At 65.8% G+C, this 16,635-nt stretch carries 15 protein-coding genes; 7 read left to right on the top strand and 8 right to left on the bottom strand.

Annotated features, from left to right (window positions below; translation table 11 throughout):
• Positions 1-43: 43 nt before the first annotated feature.
• The 7 genes from dusB (at position 44) to hflX (ending at position 9,670) form a co-directional block, all read left to right on the top strand.
• A complete protein-coding gene (gene dusB, locus AAW00_RS03880) occupies positions 44-1,084 on the top strand; it encodes a tRNA dihydrouridine synthase DusB (RefSeq protein WP_047002969.1) in 1,041 nt (346 codons plus the stop codon).
• Positions 1,081-2,148, top strand: coding sequence for a two-component system sensor histidine kinase NtrB (locus AAW00_RS03875; RefSeq protein ID WP_047002968.1), 1,068 nt, complete (start codon positions 1,081-1,083; stop codon positions 2,146-2,148). Before dusB ends, AAW00_RS03875 begins: the two co-directional genes overlap by 4 nt.
• A gap of 10 nt (positions 2,149-2,158) precedes the next feature.
• A complete protein-coding gene (locus AAW00_RS03870) occupies positions 2,159-3,535 on the top strand; it encodes a sigma-54-dependent Fis family transcriptional regulator (protein ID WP_047002967.1) in 1,377 nt (458 codons plus the stop codon).
• A gap of 354 nt (positions 3,536-3,889) precedes the next feature.
• Positions 3,890-6,142: a sensor histidine kinase gene (locus AAW00_RS03865; protein WP_241461621.1), complete on the top strand. Its 2,253-nt coding sequence runs from the start codon at positions 3,890-3,892 to the stop codon at positions 6,140-6,142.
• A 3-nt stretch (positions 6,143-6,145) separates the two neighbouring features.
• Positions 6,146-7,528 carry a nitrogen assimilation response regulator NtrX gene (ntrX, locus tag AAW00_RS03860; protein ID WP_047002966.1) on the top strand — a complete coding sequence of 461 codons (1,383 nt, stop codon included), beginning with the start codon at positions 6,146-6,148 and terminating at the stop codon, positions 7,526-7,528.
• A 178-nt stretch (positions 7,529-7,706) separates the two neighbouring features.
• The gene (hfq, locus tag AAW00_RS03855) at positions 7,707-8,345 is read left to right on the top strand and encodes an RNA chaperone Hfq (RefSeq protein ID WP_047003513.1); all 639 of its coding nucleotides are present in this window, start codon (positions 7,707-7,709) and stop codon (positions 8,343-8,345) included.
• A 2-nt stretch (positions 8,346-8,347) separates the two neighbouring features.
• Positions 8,348-9,670, top strand: a complete 1,323-nt coding sequence (gene hflX / locus AAW00_RS03850) for a GTPase HflX (RefSeq protein WP_047002965.1) — start codon at positions 8,348-8,350, stop codon at positions 9,668-9,670.
• Here the strand turns inward: hflX and mazG are convergent.
• From mazG to AAW00_RS03810, 8 genes are all read right to left on the bottom strand, one after another.
• A complete protein-coding gene (gene mazG / locus AAW00_RS03845; protein ID WP_047002964.1) occupies positions 9,667-10,425 on the bottom strand; it encodes a nucleoside triphosphate pyrophosphohydrolase in 759 nt (252 codons plus the stop codon). The genes hflX and mazG overlap by 4 nt on opposite strands.
• A 117-nt stretch (positions 10,426-10,542) precedes the next feature.
• The gene (locus tag AAW00_RS03840; RefSeq protein ID WP_047002963.1) at positions 10,543-10,722 is read right to left on the bottom strand and encodes a hypothetical protein; all 180 of its coding nucleotides are present in this window, start codon (positions 10,720-10,722) and stop codon (positions 10,543-10,545) included.
• Complete coding sequence (locus AAW00_RS03835; protein ID WP_047002962.1) at positions 10,719-11,486, bottom strand: MBL fold metallo-hydrolase; 768 nt, start codon at positions 11,484-11,486, stop codon at positions 10,719-10,721. The genes AAW00_RS03840 and AAW00_RS03835 overlap by 4 nt, the downstream gene beginning before the upstream one ends.
• On the bottom strand, positions 11,483-12,277 hold the full coding sequence (locus tag AAW00_RS03830; protein ID WP_047003512.1) for a TatD family hydrolase: 795 nt from the start codon (positions 12,275-12,277) through the stop codon (positions 11,483-11,485). Before AAW00_RS03830 ends, AAW00_RS03835 begins: the two co-directional genes overlap by 4 nt.
• The gene (gene metG, locus AAW00_RS03825; RefSeq protein WP_047002961.1) at positions 12,277-13,839 is read right to left on the bottom strand and encodes a methionine--tRNA ligase; all 1,563 of its coding nucleotides are present in this window, start codon (positions 13,837-13,839) and stop codon (positions 12,277-12,279) included. Before metG ends, AAW00_RS03830 begins: the two co-directional genes overlap by 1 nt.
• The gene (locus AAW00_RS03820; RefSeq protein ID WP_047002960.1) at positions 13,832-14,791 is read right to left on the bottom strand and encodes a DNA polymerase III subunit delta'; all 960 of its coding nucleotides are present in this window, start codon (positions 14,789-14,791) and stop codon (positions 13,832-13,834) included. Before AAW00_RS03820 ends, metG begins: the two co-directional genes overlap by 8 nt.
• Positions 14,788-15,423, bottom strand: coding sequence for a dTMP kinase (gene tmk, locus AAW00_RS03815; RefSeq protein ID WP_047003511.1), 636 nt, complete (start codon positions 15,421-15,423; stop codon positions 14,788-14,790). Before tmk ends, AAW00_RS03820 begins: the two co-directional genes overlap by 4 nt.
• The gene (locus AAW00_RS03810; protein WP_047002959.1) at positions 15,420-16,622 is read right to left on the bottom strand and encodes a D-alanyl-D-alanine carboxypeptidase family protein; all 1,203 of its coding nucleotides are present in this window, start codon (positions 16,620-16,622) and stop codon (positions 15,420-15,422) included. The genes tmk and AAW00_RS03810 overlap by 4 nt, the downstream gene beginning before the upstream one ends.
• Positions 16,623-16,635 lie beyond the last annotated feature (13 nt).

The following is a 16,635-nucleotide window of genomic DNA, read 5'->3' as shown; positions in this document are numbered from 1 at the left end:
CAAGCAATCCACTATGCGCCTGCCCATATTTTAGGCACCCCGCATGACGACCATCCCCGCCCCTCCGGCCCTCAAGCCCATCGCCGTCGGCCCCGTGACGATTGCCGAGCCGGTCGTGCTTGCGCCGATGACGGGGGTGACCGACCTGCCGTTCCGCACGCTGGTACGCCGATACGGCAGCGGCCTCAACGTGACCGAGATGATCGCCAGCGAGGCCGCCATCCGCGAGACGCGCGTGTCCATCCAGAAGGCCGAGTGGCATCCGACCGAAGAGCCGGTCTCCATGCAGCTCGTCGGCTGCGACCCGGCCTCGATGGCCGAGGCGGCGCGCATCCAGGAGGCAAACGGGGCGGCCATCATCGACATCAACTTCGGCTGCCCGGTGCGCAAGGTCGTGGGCCAGTTCGCCGGCAGCGCGCTGATGCGCGAGGTGCCGCTGGCCATCAAGCTGATGGAAGCGACGGTACAGGCGGTAAAGGTGCCGGTGACAGTCAAGATGCGCATGGGCTGGGACCATGACAGCCTGAATGCGCCCGAACTCGCCCGCATAGCGCAGGACCTGGGCGTCCAGCTCGTCACCGTTCACGGCCGCACCCGGAACCAGATGTACAAGGGAAGCGCCGACTGGCGCTTCGTGCGCAAGGTGAAGGAAGCGGTGTCCATCCCCATAATCGTCAACGGCGATATCTGCACGATCGCCGATGCCGCTGCGGCGCTCGAGCAATCGGGCGCGGACGGACTGATGATCGGACGCGGCGCCTACGGCAAGCCGTGGTTGCTCGGCCAGGTCATGCATTGGTGGTGCACCGGCGAGAGTCTCGAGGGCCCCAGCTTCGGCGAGCAGTACGATACGCTGATCGAGCATTATCACGGGATGCTGGCGCACTACGGCGAGGACGTCGGCGTCAAGATCGCGCGCAAGCATCTGGGCTGGTACACCAAGGGCCTCCACGGCAGCGCCGACTTCCGCAACAAGGTCAACTTCATCGACGATGCGAAAGTGGTGCTGGACGAGCTGGAGCGCTTCTACGAGCCGTTCGTGACGCGCTCGCCCGCCATGTCGCCTTCCCGCGAAGCTGCGTGAGCGAGGGCGTTTCAGCCGACGTTCCCGGCCCGCGCGAGCAGATCGCGGGACTGAATTTCGCCCTGCTGCTGGTCGGTCCGGACATGACCGTGCGCGAGGTCAATCCGGCGGGCGAGGACCTGCTGGGAGCCAGCGCCTCTCGCTTCGTCGGTCGCGGCCTGCTCGATTGCCTCCAGCTTGCCGAGCCCCGCTTTCGCGAGAGCCTGGAGAGTCCGGAGGCGCAGCTGGTCGCGCGCGGGCTGGACATGGCGGTCGGCGACAAACGCCTGCGCGTCAACCTTACCGTCTCCACCCTGCCGGGCAATCCGGGCTGGCGGGTGCTGACGCTGTCCGATGCGAGCCAGGGCGAGCGGTTCGAGGAGCAGGAACGGCGACCGGCGCTGCGCGGCCCCGCCGTGCTCGCGCACGAGATCAAGAACCCGCTCGCCGCCATCCGCGGCGCGGCGCAGCTGCTCGGCAGGAAGCTGGGGGAGGGCGAGGCCAAGCTGACCGGCCTCATCCAGGACGAGGTCGATCGCATCGCGCAGCTTATCGACCGGATGCAGCGGCTGGGACGCGAGCGGCCTGATCCCGTCGCCGCGTTCAACCTTCACTCTGCCGTCCACCGGGCAATGCAGACCGTGCGACTGACGACTGCGCCCGAGCTTGCCTGGCGCGAGGAGTTCGACCCCTCTCTGCCGCCCGTGCTGGCGAGCGAGGGGGCGCTCGTGCAGGTCCTCGTAAACCTGCTCGCCAACGCCCGCGATGCCGCCATGACCTCGCCCGCGCCGCAGGTGACGATCCGCACCCGGTTTGCCAGCGGGCTTGCCATGCGCGTCATGCGCCTGGGCCGGCCGGTCAAGCTGCCGATCGAGGTGCAGGTGAGCGACAACGGGCCGGGCATCGACCCCGCTTTAGCGGACCACATCTTCGAGCCCTTCGTCTCCAGCAAGGCCAACGGGCAAGGCCTCGGCCTCGCGCTGGTGCAGAAACTGGTGCGCGACATGGACGGGCGGGTCAGCCACGAACGCGACGACGAGGCCGGGTGGACGCATTTCCGCGTGCATCTGCCCGTGGCGCGCTGAGGAGTTTACGATGAGCCTGAAAGCCCTGCTGGTCGAGGACGACAACGCCATCGCCACCGTGCTGACCGCGGGGCTGGAGGACGAGGGCTTCGTGGTCGAGGCCACGGATTCGGTCGCGGGCCGCGATGCCGCCCTGGCGGCGGGACGCCATGACGTCATGCTGACCGACGTAATGCTGGCCGACGGCGACGGCATCGAGACGCTGGGCAAGGTGCGCGAAGCCTATCCCGACCTGCCGGTCATCATCCTCTCGGCGCAGAACACGCTCGATACCGCGGTACGCGCGGTCGAGCGCGGGGCCTTCGAATATTTCCCCAAGCCTTTCGACCTCGACGAAGTGGTGCGCGCCGCGCGGCAGGCGGCGGAGGCCGGGCAAGGGGAGGGGACGCAGGGCGAAACCCCCGAGGACCTGCCGCTGATCGGCCGCAGCAAGGCGATGCAGGACGTCTATCGCCTGATCACGCGCGTGCTGCACAACGATCTCACCGTGCTGGTGCTGGGCGAGAGCGGCACGGGCAAGGAGCTGGTGGCCGAAGCCATCCACGAACTCGGCAAGCGCAAGACCGGGCCGTTCGTCGCCGTGAATACGGCGGCCATCCCGCGCGAGCTGATTGAGAGCGAGCTGTTCGGCCACGAAAAAGGCGCCTTCACCGGCGCGACGGCGCGGAGCATCGGCAAGTTCGAACAGGCCAACGGCGGCACGCTGTTCCTCGACGAGATCGGCGACATGCCGGCAGAGGCGCAGACCCGGCTGCTGCGCGCACTGCAATCGGGCCGCATCCGCCGCGTCGGCGGGAACGAGGAGATCGCGGTGGACGTGCGCATCGTTGCCGCCACCAACAGGGATCTTGCGCCGCTGATCGCCGAAGGCACCTTTCGCGAGGACCTGTTCTACCGCCTCAACGTCGTTCCCATAAAGCTGCCGCCCCTGCGCGATCGCGACGGCGACGTGGGCCCTCTGGCGCGGCATTTCCTCGGACTGGCGGCGCAGGAAGGGTTGCCTGCGCGCCGACTGTCGGCCGAGGCCGAACGGCTGCTGGCGCAGCAACCGTGGCGCGGTAACGTGCGCGAGCTGAAGAACCTCGTCTATCGCGCGGCCCTGCTGGCGCGCGAAGACACTATCGACACCGCCACGGTGGCGGGCCTGTTCGACGATGCGCCTGTCAAGGGGATGGCGGACGACATCGGGGCAACTATCGAGGCATGGCTGGCGGCCGCGGGTTTCTCCGACGGCGAACTTTATCACGGAGCTCTATCAACACTCGAACCGCTGATCCTGCAGCATGCGTTGAAAAAAACCCAAGGAAATCAGCTGAAAGCTGCAAAAATCCTTGGCATCAACCGCAACACATTGCGTGCAAAATTAAGCGCCTTCAGGCAGGCTTAGGCATGCCTGGATCTGAGGGCGTCGGAGGATTGTTGACAGACATGCACACGACGAATCCATTAGTGCTCGTAAAGCGCATATAACCCGGAGGACAAGAGCCATCAGAATTCACCGGGAGTAGCGGAGGATCATCCGACTTTGCCAAGGCCATTGACTGCATGGGGAAGATCGCGGTGGAGAGCAGAAACGCGACGGCAAGAGGGGAGCCTTTTGACATGCCAGATTTCCTTCACACGAATATAGCCTCTCTTGTATTTCATTGACCGTCGACGTTGTCAAACGAGCGCGCATCAAAGTGCGCTTACCAGAGATTGTCCTTGCGAAAGGGCAACAGCGTTGTTGTAAGCTTGCAACGTGGCGACCTCGCTCCTCCTGAAAGCGGACCCTGCCGCAGCAACGCGATCGCGCCTGTGGCGACGCACGCAGGTTGCCGCGCGGCGCCTGAACCTGTTCCTGTGGCTGGAAATCCTGTGCGCGGTGACGCTCGTGGCGATGCTCGGCACCGCCTATTTCACCATCGCCGCGCGCGCCGGGACCGACGGGCTGATGCCGTCGGAGCAGGCGGCAGCGCTGCTGCTGGGCACGCTGATCCCCGCGCTCGGCATGGTGGTGCTGGCGGGACGCCGCGCCGCCATCCGCCGCGCCGGCGGCACCAGCGCGCGCCTGCACGTGAACCTGGTGTTCTTCTTCTCGCTGATCGCCGCCATCCCGACACTGTTCGTGGCGGTCTTCGCTTCGATCCTGTTCCAGTCGGGCGTGGAGTTCTGGTTTTCCGACGATTCGCGCGGAATGATGCAGAATGCCAACGACTTGGCGGAAGGATATTACGACGAGAGCCAGCGAAATGTCGGCTACAACGCCGTGACAATGGCAATGGACTTGCGGGGATTTTTGCAAGGTTCTCCGATCACCAGTGCCGAGTTCGAAGACTTTTTCATCTACCAGACATACCAGCGCGAATTGAGCGAGGCGGCCGTCCTCAGGTTATCCGAGGACGGTACTGTCGGAACGCTTGCGATCGTAGATCCAGGCAACGATCCCGAGCGCGTGCGGATGCTCGAAGGCGATGCAGAGCGTCTTCTGGCGGGTGAGCAATATATCGTCCGCCCGTCCGCGACGCGCATTGAAGCCGTGGCACTACTCGACCGCGATGCCGAGGCTTTCCTCTATGTCGCCCGAGAACCCCAGCCGCAGGTTCTGCAGCTTTACCGGCGCGCGCAACTGGTCACCAGTTCGTACGCCGACCTCACGCAAGGCGCCCGCGTGCTGCAATTGCAGTTCAATGTCGCGCTGTTCCTCGTCAGCCTCGCGCTCGTCGCCATCGCGGTGTGGGTGGCGCTCCGGTTCGCGGACCGTCAGGTCAAGCCATTGACCGAGCTTGCCGCCGCCGCCGGAGAGATCGGCAGCGGCAACTATGCCATGCGCGTGTCGGGCCGAACGGCACGGCAGGACGAGATCGGCCTGCTCAACCGCGCCTTCAACCGCATGACCGCGCAGATCGAGCGGCAGACCGACGAGCTGCTCGGTGCCAACCACCAGCTCGCCGAACGCCGCGCCTTCATCGAGGCGGTGCTCGAGTCGATCACCGCGGGGATTGTCTCGGTGGATGCCGGGGGGCGCATCGCGCTGATCAACGGTTCGGCGCAGGAACTGTTGCTTGCAGACGGGACAGGTGGCGTGATCGGGCATGACCTGGCCGAGGTCGCGCCGCAGTTCGCTCAGCTCATCCGCGAGAGCAAACGCAGCGAGATCATCCAGTACAGCCAGGGCGGCGAGCTGCTGACGCTGGCGGTGCAGATCTCGCCTGCCGCCGAGGGCCATGTGATTACTTTCGAGGACATCACCCGCCAGCTGGTCGACCAGCGGCAGGCCGCCTGGTCCGACGTGGCGCGGCGCATCGCCCACGAAATCAAGAACCCGCTTACGCCCATCCAGCTCGCCACGGAGCGCCTCAAGCGCCGCTACGGCAAGCAGATCGAGACCGATGCCGAACTGTTCGACGAGCTCACCGGCACGATTATCCGCCAAGTCGGCGATCTCAGGAAGATGGTGGACGAATTTTCCAGCTTCGCACGCCTGCCCAAGCCCGTGTTCCGGCAGGAGGACGCCGTCGACCTCGTGCGCCAGTCCCTGTTTCTGCAGGAGGTCGCGCATCCGGAGATCGTCTATACCTTCGCCGCTTCGCCCGACATTCCGCCCATCGCCTGCGATCGTCACCAGTTCGGGCAGGCCATGACCAACGTGCTCAAGAACGCCGCCGAGGCGGTCGAAACGCGGCTGCGCGGTGCCGAGCCCGACTGGCGCGCGCGCATCGGCGTGGAGGTTTCCGCCCACGACGGGTTCGTGCAGGTCGATGTGACCGACAACGGCATCGGGATGCCCAAGGGCGGGCTCAACGTGATGGAGCCCTACGTCACCACGCGCGAAAAGGGCACGGGCCTCGGCCTCGCCATCGTCAAGAAGATCGTCGAGGAACACGGCGGCGATCTGCAGTTCGCCGCGAACCCGGGGACGGGCGGTGGGACCCGTGCACGCCTGCGCTTCGCCCGAGATCCTGCCAAGCTGGCCGAACCCGGCGCCCCCGAACGCACCCCTTCAGGAGAGTAAACGATGGCACTCGATATCCTCGTGGTCGACGACGAACGCGATATTCGCGATCTTGTCGCGGGTGTCCTCAGCGACGAGGGCTACGAATGCCGCACCGCCGGCGACAGCGAAACGGCCATTGCAATGGTCGACGAGCGGCGGCCCAGTCTCGTCCTGCTCGACGTCTGGCTGCACGGGAGCCCGCGCGACGGGCTTGAGGTGCTCGATGCCATCAAGGCGCGCGAGCCGGGCGTTCCGGTGCTGATCTTCTCCGGCCACGGCAACATCGACACCGCGGTATCCGCCGTCAGCCGCGGGGCGATGGACTTCATCGAGAAGCCGTTCGAGGCATCCAAGCTGCTCCATCTCGTCGAACGGGCGACCGAGACCGAACGCTTGCGACGCGAGAACGAACGGCTGCGCGAGGGCATGGTGAACCATGACGAGTTCACCGGCAATTCCAGCGCCATCAACCAGGTTCGCGCCACGCTGAAGCGCGTCGCCAATACGGGTAGCCGGGTGATGATCAGCGGTCCCGCGGGATCGGGCAAGGAAGTCGCCGCCCGCCTGCTCCACGCCTGGAGTCCGCGTGCGGACAAGAGCTTCGTCACTGTCAATTCCGCGCGCATCACCCCCGAACGCTTCGAGCAGGAGCTGTTCGGCGAGGAGGATGACGGCAAGCTTGTTCGCCCCGGCCTGCTGGAGCTCGCCGACGGCGGCACGCTCTACCTCGACGAGGTGGCCGATATGCCGGAAAACACCCAGGCCCGCATCCTGCGCGTGCTGACCGACCAGAGCTTCGTGCGCGTGGGCGGGGCGCGGCAGGTGGGCGTGGACGTGCGGGTGGTCTCGTCGACCGCCAAGGACCTCAACGCCGAGATCGAGGAACGACGCTTTCGCGAGGACCTCTACTACCGCCTCAACGTGGTGCCGATCGAAGTGCCGGCGCTATCCGAGCGGCGCGACGACGTGCCCGCGCTCGCCGAGCATTTCGTGACCCGATACGCGCGCGAACAGGGTCTCAACCCACCTGCCATCTCGCCTGAGGCGATGGCCGCATTGCAGGCCTACGACTGGCCCGGCAACGTGCGCCAGTTCCGCAACGTGATCGAGCGCACCGTGATCCTCGCCCCGCGCGAGCACTTCGACACCATCACCCCCGGCCTCCTGCCGCAGGAGATTACCGGCGGGGCGAGCGATGCCGGGGCGGGGCTGACGAACCTCATGGGCGTCCCCTTGCGCGAAGCGCGCGAAAGCTTCGAACGCGAGTACCTGCGCATCCAGATCAGGCGCTTTTCCGGCAACATCTCGAAGACCGCGGGATTCATCGGGATGGAGCGCTCGGCACTGCACAGGAAGCTCAAGCTGCTGGGCATGAGCGATCGCAAGTCGGAAGAGGACGAATAGGCGCGCGGCAGGGCCGAAAGCACGTATTTTCGCCGGGAAACTTTTGCCCCTCTCGAAACTTGTCCTCACAGATGCCATGTTGCAGGTGCACAATCGGTGTGTTCGGCGCGCGGCCCTTACAGTCCGCGCGCCAGATCGCCTGCCATTACCCGGCGGGCCAAAGATAACGGAGTCGATGATGACCAAGGGTACCCTTTCGGCCCGACCGCGGCCCAAACGCGAAGAGGACACCGCGCCCGCAGCACCTGCTCCCACCGGTATGCGCCCGGCGACCGGCCGCAAGCCTTCCGCGAGCGGACCGAAGACGGGTAATCTGCAGGATATCTTCCTCAACTACCTGCGTCGCGAGAAAATGCCCGTCACCATGTTCTTGGTGAAGGGCGTGAAGCTGCAGGGCATCGTCACCTGGTTCGACAACTTCTCGATACTATTGCGCCGCGATGGACAGTCGCAGCTTGTCTACAAGCATGCGATCAGCACAATCATGCCCGCCAACCCGGTCGATGCCGACAGCTTCGACACGGGCTTCAATGGCAATCCCAAGCAACGCGTATTGCAGGATATTTTCCTCAGCCGGGTGCGCGATGCCGCGGTGCAGGTGACGATGTTCCTCGTCAATGGCGTCATGCTGCAGGGCCGTATCGCCGCCTATGACTTGTTCTGCATGCTGCTGGAGCGCGACGGCTACGTCCAGCTTGCCTACAAGCACGCCGTTTCGACGATCCAGCCCGCCACCCCTGTCGATCTCACCGACGACGGCTTTGCCGAGGATGACGGGGATGAGACCGCCAACGACGAACCGGGCGACGACGACTGATCGTGGATGACGACATCGAAGGCGAGGTGACGCGCGGTGCGCGCGCCCTTGTCGTGTGCCCGGACGTCCGCGGCCAACGCTCGGCGCAGGATCCGGAGGCACGGCTCGAGGAGGCGGGGGGGCTCGCGCTCGCTATCGGCATCGTGGTTGCGGAAAGCTACGTCCTCAACGTTCGCGACGTCCGCCCGAACACCCTCTTCGGTGAGGGCCAGGTCCAGCGCATTGCCACCGATTGCGAACTGCACGAGGCCGAACTGGTCATCGTCGATGGCGCGCTTTCGGGCATCCAGCAGCGCAACCTGGAGGAAAAGATCGGCCGCAAGGTCATCGACCGCACGGGGCTGATCCTCGAGATTTTCGGCGAACGCGCCGCGACCGCGGAAGGAAGGTTGCAAGTCGAACTGGCGCACCTCGACTACCAGCAAAGCCGGCTCGTGCGCAGCTGGACCCACCTCGAGCGGCAGCGCGGCGGCTTCGGCTTCCTCGGCGGACCGGGCGAGACGCAGATCGAGGCCGACCGCCGGATGATCCGTGACCGGATGGGCAAGCTGCGCCGCGAGCTGGAGCAGGTGCGCAAGACGCGCGAGCTGCACCGGAAGCGGAGGGGAAGGGCGCCTTGGCCAGTCATCGCCCTGGTCGGCTACACCAACGCCGGCAAATCGACGCTGTTCAACCGGATGACCGGGGCCGATGTGATGGCCGAGGACCTGCTCTTCGCCACCCTCGACCCGACGATGCGCGCCATCGGCTTGCCGGGCGTGGAAAAGGCCATCCTGTCCGACACCGTGGGTTTCATTTCCGACCTGCCGACACAACTCGTCGCCGCCTTCCGCGCCACGCTGGAAGAGGTGACGGCGGCCGACATCGTGCTCCACGTGCGCGACATGGCCAATCCCGACAGCACCGCGCAGAAGCGCGAGGTACTCGCCGTGCTCGAGGAGCTGGGTGTGGTCGACGAGGCGGGGGAGGGGGTGGACGCCCCCGTCATCGAGGTATGGAACAAGTGGGATGCCCTGAGCGAAGAGCGCCGTGTAGAGCTCGAACCTTTGGCAGGGATGGACGAGGATGTGCTGGCGCTCTCGGCAATCACCGGCGAGGGCGTCGATGCCTTGCGCGAACGGCTTGGTGAAGTGCTGACGGCCGGGGCAAAACGCTACTCCCTGCTGCTACCCGCATCGGACGGCGCACGCATTGCCTGGCTCCATGCCCACGGCGAAGTTATCGATGACGAGGACGGCGGAGAGGGCGAGGATGGTCCTATGCGGCGTCTGGACGTGCGATTGACCGACAAGGAATTCGGGCGTTTCGAGACGCTTCCCAGTTAAATTTCGGAGGCTTTCACACGCTGCCACAAGGCTTCCTGCTCATCGAGCGGGAGTGTCGAGAAATCGTCGCCGTGCTGTGCGGCAAGGGCCTCCATCGCCCGGAAGCGCTTCTCGAACTTGGCATTGGAAGCCCGCAGCGCCTGTTCGGCGTCGACGCCGTATTTGCGCACGATGTTGACAGCCACGAACAACACATCGCCCGCCTCCATCAGGCGCTCGTCCTCGCTTGCCTCGGCGAGTTCGCCAAGCTCCTCGACCAGCTTGTCGGACGGGCCGACAATGTCGGGCCAGTCGAAACCGGCACGCGCCGCGCGCTTTTGCAATTTCTCGCTGCGCATCAAGGCCGGAAGCGCGAGCGCGACGCCGTCCATTGCGCTGTCAGCCCCACCTGACACGCGCTCGGCGGCCTTCAGATCCTCCCAACGGGCACCGTCCATCGTCCCGCCTTCGGTGCCGAAGATATGCGGATGGCGCGCCTCCATCTTGTCCGAGATCGCCCGGGCGACATCGTCGAATGAGAAATGGCCGGCCTCCTCGGCCATGCGCGCGTGGAAGACCACCTGGAACAGCAGGTCGCCGAGTTCGCCGCACAGGTCTGCCATGTCGGCACGCTCGATGGCATCGTGGACCTCGTAGGCTTCCTCGATCGTGTACGGCGCGATGGACGCGAAATCCTGCGCGCGATCCCACTCGCAGCCGCGCTCCGGATCACGCAGCCGCGCCATGATGGCGAGAAGGCGATCGATCTCAGACATAATCAGGAAAGGGGAGTTCGGTCAGCACCGACCGCGATCCGCGTGCGTTGGGATGATAATATATATTATGTAAAACTCCGGTTCGCGCAGGTGGAGCGCTTTCCCCTTCAGCGCCACTCATACGATCATTCCGAACAGTATGGCCACTCCAGCGAAAATCGCAGCCCAGGTCAGCGCCATGCGCAGCGTTTTCGCCGTGTCGACACGGTACGACCGATATGCGCTTATCGCCAACACGGCCCATGCCAGCAACGCCACGATAGACAGCCACGCGCCTTCACCTCCGAAGCCGTTCACGCGACCAATTCCATCCCGTCGTAGCCTACCAGCACACCCTTCGGCACTTCGCCGGCCAGCTCCGCGTAGTCCATGCTCTTGTCGAGATGCGACAGCACCGTCGTACGCGCGCGCGTCCGTTCGGCGAATTCGAGCGCCATTGCCAGGCTCGCATGTGTCGGATGCGGTTCGCGGCGCAGACAATCCGTCACGAGGATATCGACGCCCTCGAAGAAGGTGATCATCTCGTTGCTAAGCTCACAAAAGTCCGTCGCGTAACCGATTGATTTGCCGTCGGCCTCGAAGCGGTATCCGGTCGAGCAAATGGGCCCGTGCGGCATTTCCAGCGAGTCCACGCCGAAGCCCGCATGGATGCGAAGCGTGTCGAGCCGATTGAGATCGACGATGTTGGGATAGCCGTTCTGCCCAGTGAAAACGTACGAAAATCGCCGTTTCAGGCTGTCCCCGGTCGCCTGCGAGGCAAATCCCGGGATGCCTGTGGTGCGTCCGAACCGCAGCGGCCTGAGATCGTCGATCCCGTGACAATGGTCGGCGTGGTCGTGCGTCCAGAACACCCCGTCGATGCGCCCGATGTCGTTGGCGAGCAACTGTTGGCGCAAGTCCGGCGAGGTATCGACGAGCAGCCTGTTTCGCGCCTCGCTCTCGACAACGATCGAAACGCGCGTGCGCCGGTTTTTCGGATTGGCGGGGTCGCATTCGCCCCAGTCGTTGCCGATGCGCGGAACCCCGGTGGAGGTGCCGCAACCGAGCACGATCAGCTTCACGAGGCGCGCGCCCCGGCCGTCCGCGTCTTGGAGAAGAGGCGGAAGAAATTGTCGGTGGTCGTCTCGGCAAGCGTCTCGATGCTCACGCCGCGCAGGTCCGCGACGAATTGTGCGGTGTTACGGACGAAAGCGGGCTCGCAGGTCTTGCCGCGGTGCGGGACGGGAGCAAGAAACGGACTGTCGGTTTCGACCAGCAGGCGGTCGGCGGGAATTTCTGCCACAAATTGCTGCAGTTCCACGGCATTCTTGAACGTGACTATACCGGAAATCGAGATTGTCAGCCCCAACGCCAGCACGCGCCGCCCGAAGTCAGGCGAAGCGGTGAAGCAATGGATCAGTGCGGGGAATGCGCCCTTCCCCATCTCATCCTCGAGGATCGCCGCTGTGTCCTCGTCGGCATCGCGGGTGTGGATGACGAGCGGCAGACCGGTCTCGCGCGCCACGCCGATTTGCATCCGGAACAGGTCGCGCTGCACATCGCGGTCGGACTTGTCGTAGTAGAAATCGAGGCCGCTCTCGCCGATGCCGACGACGCGCGGGTGATCGGTTGCCCGGCGCAAGACCTCGCGCCCGAGGTCGGAGTGCTTGTCCGCCTCGTGCGGGTGGATGCCGACGGTGGCCCAGACGTCGGGCTCTCGCTCCGCGGTGGCGACCACGTCGCGCCATTCGCTTTCGCGCGTCGAGATGTTGAGGAAACCTTCCACCCCGGCGGCGCGGGCATTGGCGAGAACCTCGTCCTGCCGTTCTGCCAGGCCCTCGTAATTGAGGTGACAATGGCTGTCGACGAGCATCATGCCGGCTCTTGCGCCGGAGCTTCTAGGCGGGGGAACAGGCCTTCCGGCTTGGCGAGACGGAAATCCCCTCCAGCGAGCGCCGCGTACCATTCTTCGAGGATGGCGGCGGGATCGCGCTGGTGCGCGTCTACGCCCATTGCCCCGAGCAACCTGTCCATCGATCCGGGCATGACCGGCACGACCGCTACCGCCAGCTGCGCGATCGCAGCATAAAGCGTCGCCAGCACCGTCTCCATCCGCTTAAAGTCGGTCTTCTTGAGCGCCCATGGTGCCTGCGCGTCGATATAGGCGTTGCACGCGAACACGGCGCCCATCCACGCCTCCAGCGCCTGCGCAAAGGCGAGGTCGGCGTAGGCGACGGGCATTTCCTTGCCGACGACACGGCTGACATGGGCGAGCAGGGCGTCGTCCTCGGCCGTGCGCTCATGCACAGAAGGCAGCACGCCGTCGCAGTTCTTGAAGATGAGCGACAAGGTGCGCTGGGCCAGGTTGCCGAAGCTGTTGGCCAGTTCGGAATTCGACCGCGAAACAATGGCTTCATGGGAATAGCTGCCGTCCTGTCCGAAACTGAATTCGCGCAGCAGGAAGTAGCGCAACACGTCGACGCCATAGAGGTCGGCCAGCTCGCCCGGGTCGGTCGTATTGCCCAGGCTCTTGCTTTCCTTCTGGCCGCGATTGAGCAGGAAGCCGTGGCCGAAGACCTGTTTGGGTAGCGCGATCCCGGCGCTCATCAGGAAGGCGGGCCAGTACACGGCGTGAAAACGCACGATGTCCTTGCCGATCAGGTGAAGGTCCGCCGGCCAGAACCTGGCCATTTCCTCGGTATCGTCGGGAAAGCCGAGGCCGGTCAGGTAATTGGTGAGCGCATCGACCCATACGTACATGACGTGGTCGTCGTGCCCCGGCACTTTTACACCCCAGTCGAAGCTGGTGCGGCTGACCGAGAGGTCGCGCAGGCCGCCTTCCACGAAGCGCAGGACCTCGTTGCGGCGGCTTTCGGGACGGATGAAGTCGGGCCGCTCGCGGTAGAGGTCCAGCAGCGGCTGCTGGTATTTCGACAGGCGGAAGAACCAGCTCTCCTCCACGGTCCACTCGACCGGCGTGCCCTGCGGGGACAGCTTGTCGCCCCCTTCCCCGTCCACCAGCTCGCTCTCGTCGTAATAGGCTTCGTCGCGGATCGAGTACCAGCCTTCGTAGCGGTCGAGATAGAGATCGCCATTCGCCTCCATCGCTCGCCATAGCGCCTGGCTGGCGCGGTGATGCTCAGCTTCGCTGGTGCGGAAGAAGCGGTCGTGCGAGATATCAAGCTTGGCGAACAGGTCGCGGAAATAGCCGGACATTTCGTCCGCCAGCTCGCGCGGGGTCACGCCGAGGTCGCGCGCCTTTTGCGCCATCTTCAGCCCGTGCTCGTCGGTGCCGGTCTGGAACCGCACCTCGCGCCCGCCCTGCCGGTGGAAGCGGGCAAGCACGTCGGCGGCTATGGTCTCGTAGGCGTGGCCGATGTGCGGCTTGCCATTGGGATAGTGGATCGCGGTGGTGAGATAGAAGGGGTCAGCCATTTGCCGGAGCCCTAGAGGGCGCCAGTCCGGCGAGCAAGGTGCCGATTTCCATCACGAGCAGCCCCGCGTCGAAATTTGCCGTCGGCGCCTGCGCGGCGAGGCGGACGAGGTCGGCGTGGATGCCGGTCATGGCGGGAATGTCGCGCGGGGCGACGGACGGCATCCGCGCGGCCACCACTGAGCGGGCGAGCTCGATCGCGGCGAGCTGTCTTTTCCTGTCGGGCCGCGTGCCCATTGCAGCCGCCAGCCTGCCGCGCAGGGCGAAGTCGGGATCGCCCTCGCCTGCGATCTGGCGCATCAAGGCGTGGATCTTGCCGAGGTCCAGCTGGACGAAATCGATTGCCGCCCCGGGCGAACCGCTGGCCGCGGCGATGGCGGCGGCGCGCATCTCCGCACTGGCGGCAGGCGCTTCGCGCGCCAGCACGGCTTCCATCTCCGTATCGGGCACGCGCGGGAAGGCGAGCACGCGGCAGCGCGAACGGATTGTCGGCAACAGGCGACCGATGCGGTGGGCGATCAGGAGGAAATAGGTGCCCTGCGGGGGTTCCTCGAGGCTTTTGAGCAGAGCGTTGGCCGTCGGCGTTTCCATGTCGTCGGCCGGATCGATGATGACCGCGCGCCGGGCGCCCAGCGTCGGCCGCGTGGTCAGGCGCTGCTGGAGGCGGCGGATCTGCTCGATCTTGATATTGCGCGCCAGCTCGAAGGGCTTGCCTTCGGCCTGCTTCCTGGCTTCCTGGTCGTTCTTGGCGGGGTGCGAGAGATAGAGGATGTCGGGGTGATCGGCGGGCTGCGGTACGCCGGGTTCGCCCACCAGTTCGCGCGCGGCGGCCATGGCAAAGGCGCTCTTCCCCACACCGCGCCTGCCCGAGAGGATCCAGGCGTGATGCATCCGCTCGCCGCCGAGCGCGCGGCGCCAGGCCTGCCACGCATCCTCGTGCCCGATGTAGCTCACCCGCCCTCGCCCAGCAGCGGCGCCATCGCGCGCATGATGCGCAGGTGCACATCGTGCGGGCTGCCCGAAGCATCGACGAGGACGAAGCGTTCCGGGTCCATCGCCGCGAGATCGCGAAACCGCTGGGCGACGCGGGCGTGATAGGCTGCGGACCTGGCCCCGATGCGATCCGCCCCGTCGCTGTCGCGCGCGGCCAGACGCTCGGCCACGGCGGCTCCGTCGGCCTGCAACAGGAAAGTGACATCGGGCATCAGTGCATAGGAGCCGATGGTGTGGAGCGAGAGGATGGCATCGTCGGAGAGATCGTCTCCGCCTGCCTGATAGGCGCGCGAGCTGTCCACGAAGCGGTCGCACACCACCCAGTCGCCGCGCTCCAGCGCCGGACGGATGGCGTGAACGACATGGTCGGAACGAGCGGCGGCGAACAGCAATGCCTCGGCGCTGGCATCCCAGTCGTACTGCTTGTCGAGCAGCAGGGCGCGGATCGCCTCGGCGCCCGGCGTTCCGCCCGGCTCGCGCGTTTGCAACACACCTAGGCCGCGCCCGCGCAGGGCATCGGCGAGCATGGCAGCCTGCGTCGACTTGCCCACGCCCTCCCCGCCCTCGAGGCTGATGAAGCGCCCGCTCCTCATCGTACCCATTGCCCGAGCGCGTTGAAGACCCGCCGGGCAGGGCCAGCCTTGGCCACGGACTGGTCGGCGAGCAGCGGGCTTTCCATTACCGTGCGACCATCCATCGTGAAGCGCAGGCGGGCAATCTCTGCATCGCGCGAGACGGGTGCCTCGATCGGCCCGCGATAGACGATCTCGACCCGCCATTCCCCGCCCGAGGCCAGCGGACCGCCACCTTCGCGCGGGACCGCGACCTCGAAATCCTCCGGCAGGCGCAGTGGGACGCTGGAGGCCGAACCGTCCTGCATCTCGGCATTGCCGACGATGGAGCCCCCGGTCAGCAGCTTGCGCCGATCGAACCCGTCGAAGCCCCAGTCGAGCAGCCCGCGCGCGGCGCGGTTGCGGACATTCGCACTGGGCGCCCCGCCGATGACCACCACCAGCCGTCGCCCCTCGCGCTCCGCCGAACCTACGAAAGTGTATCCGGCCTCGTTGGTGTAGCCGGTCTTGATCCCGTCCCCGCCCTCGACAACGCCCGTCACCGGGTCGTGGTTGGCCTGCGTCACCTCGCGCCAGGTAAGCAAGCGATGACCGAAGAAGCGGCGATAAAGGCCGGGATAGCGCTGGGTCAGCCCCTCCGCGAGAAGGGCCAAGTCGTGCGCCGTGGTATAGGTTTGCCCGCCGTCGGGAAATCCGTTGGGCGAGCCGAAATGCGTGTCCGCCATGCCCAGTTCCTGCGCGTTGGCGTTCATCAGCGCGAGCCAGGCATCGAGAGACCCCGCCCCGGCTATGGCGAGCGCCACGCTGGCATCGTTGCCCGAGACGGTGGTGACGCCGAGCAGCAGCTGAGCAATGGTCGGCCGTTCGCCCGCGAGGAGGAACATGTTCGACCCTTCATTGTACCACTCGTCCTCCAGGGCCTGCGTGTAGAGGAACGGCCGGTCAAGGCGCAGCTTGCCCTCTTCGACCAGCTTGAACGCCGTGTAGGCGGTCATCACCTTGGTCACCGAAGCGGGCACGAAGCGCCGGTCGGGTTCGCGGCTGTAGAGCACCTGCCCGGTCGAGAGATCGACCAGAAGGATCACGGGAATGTCGTCGGTAACGGGTGCATCGGGGGGATTGCGCGCCTCGTCCTGCTGCGCGGCCGGCGCGGCATCCGGCGTGGGCGTGTCGTCGGGCATGGCGGACAGTCCGGCAGCTGCCGCCGCCGCGAGTGCCATTGCCACGAGATAC

The sequence above is a fragment of the Aurantiacibacter luteus genome (genome assembly GCF_001010945.1).
Classification (GTDB): Bacteria; Pseudomonadota; Alphaproteobacteria; order Sphingomonadales; family Sphingomonadaceae; genus Alteraurantiacibacter; species Alteraurantiacibacter luteus.
The sequence above is the reverse complement of the archived record's forward strand: the minus strand, read 5'-3'. Positions and strand labels throughout refer to the sequence as shown.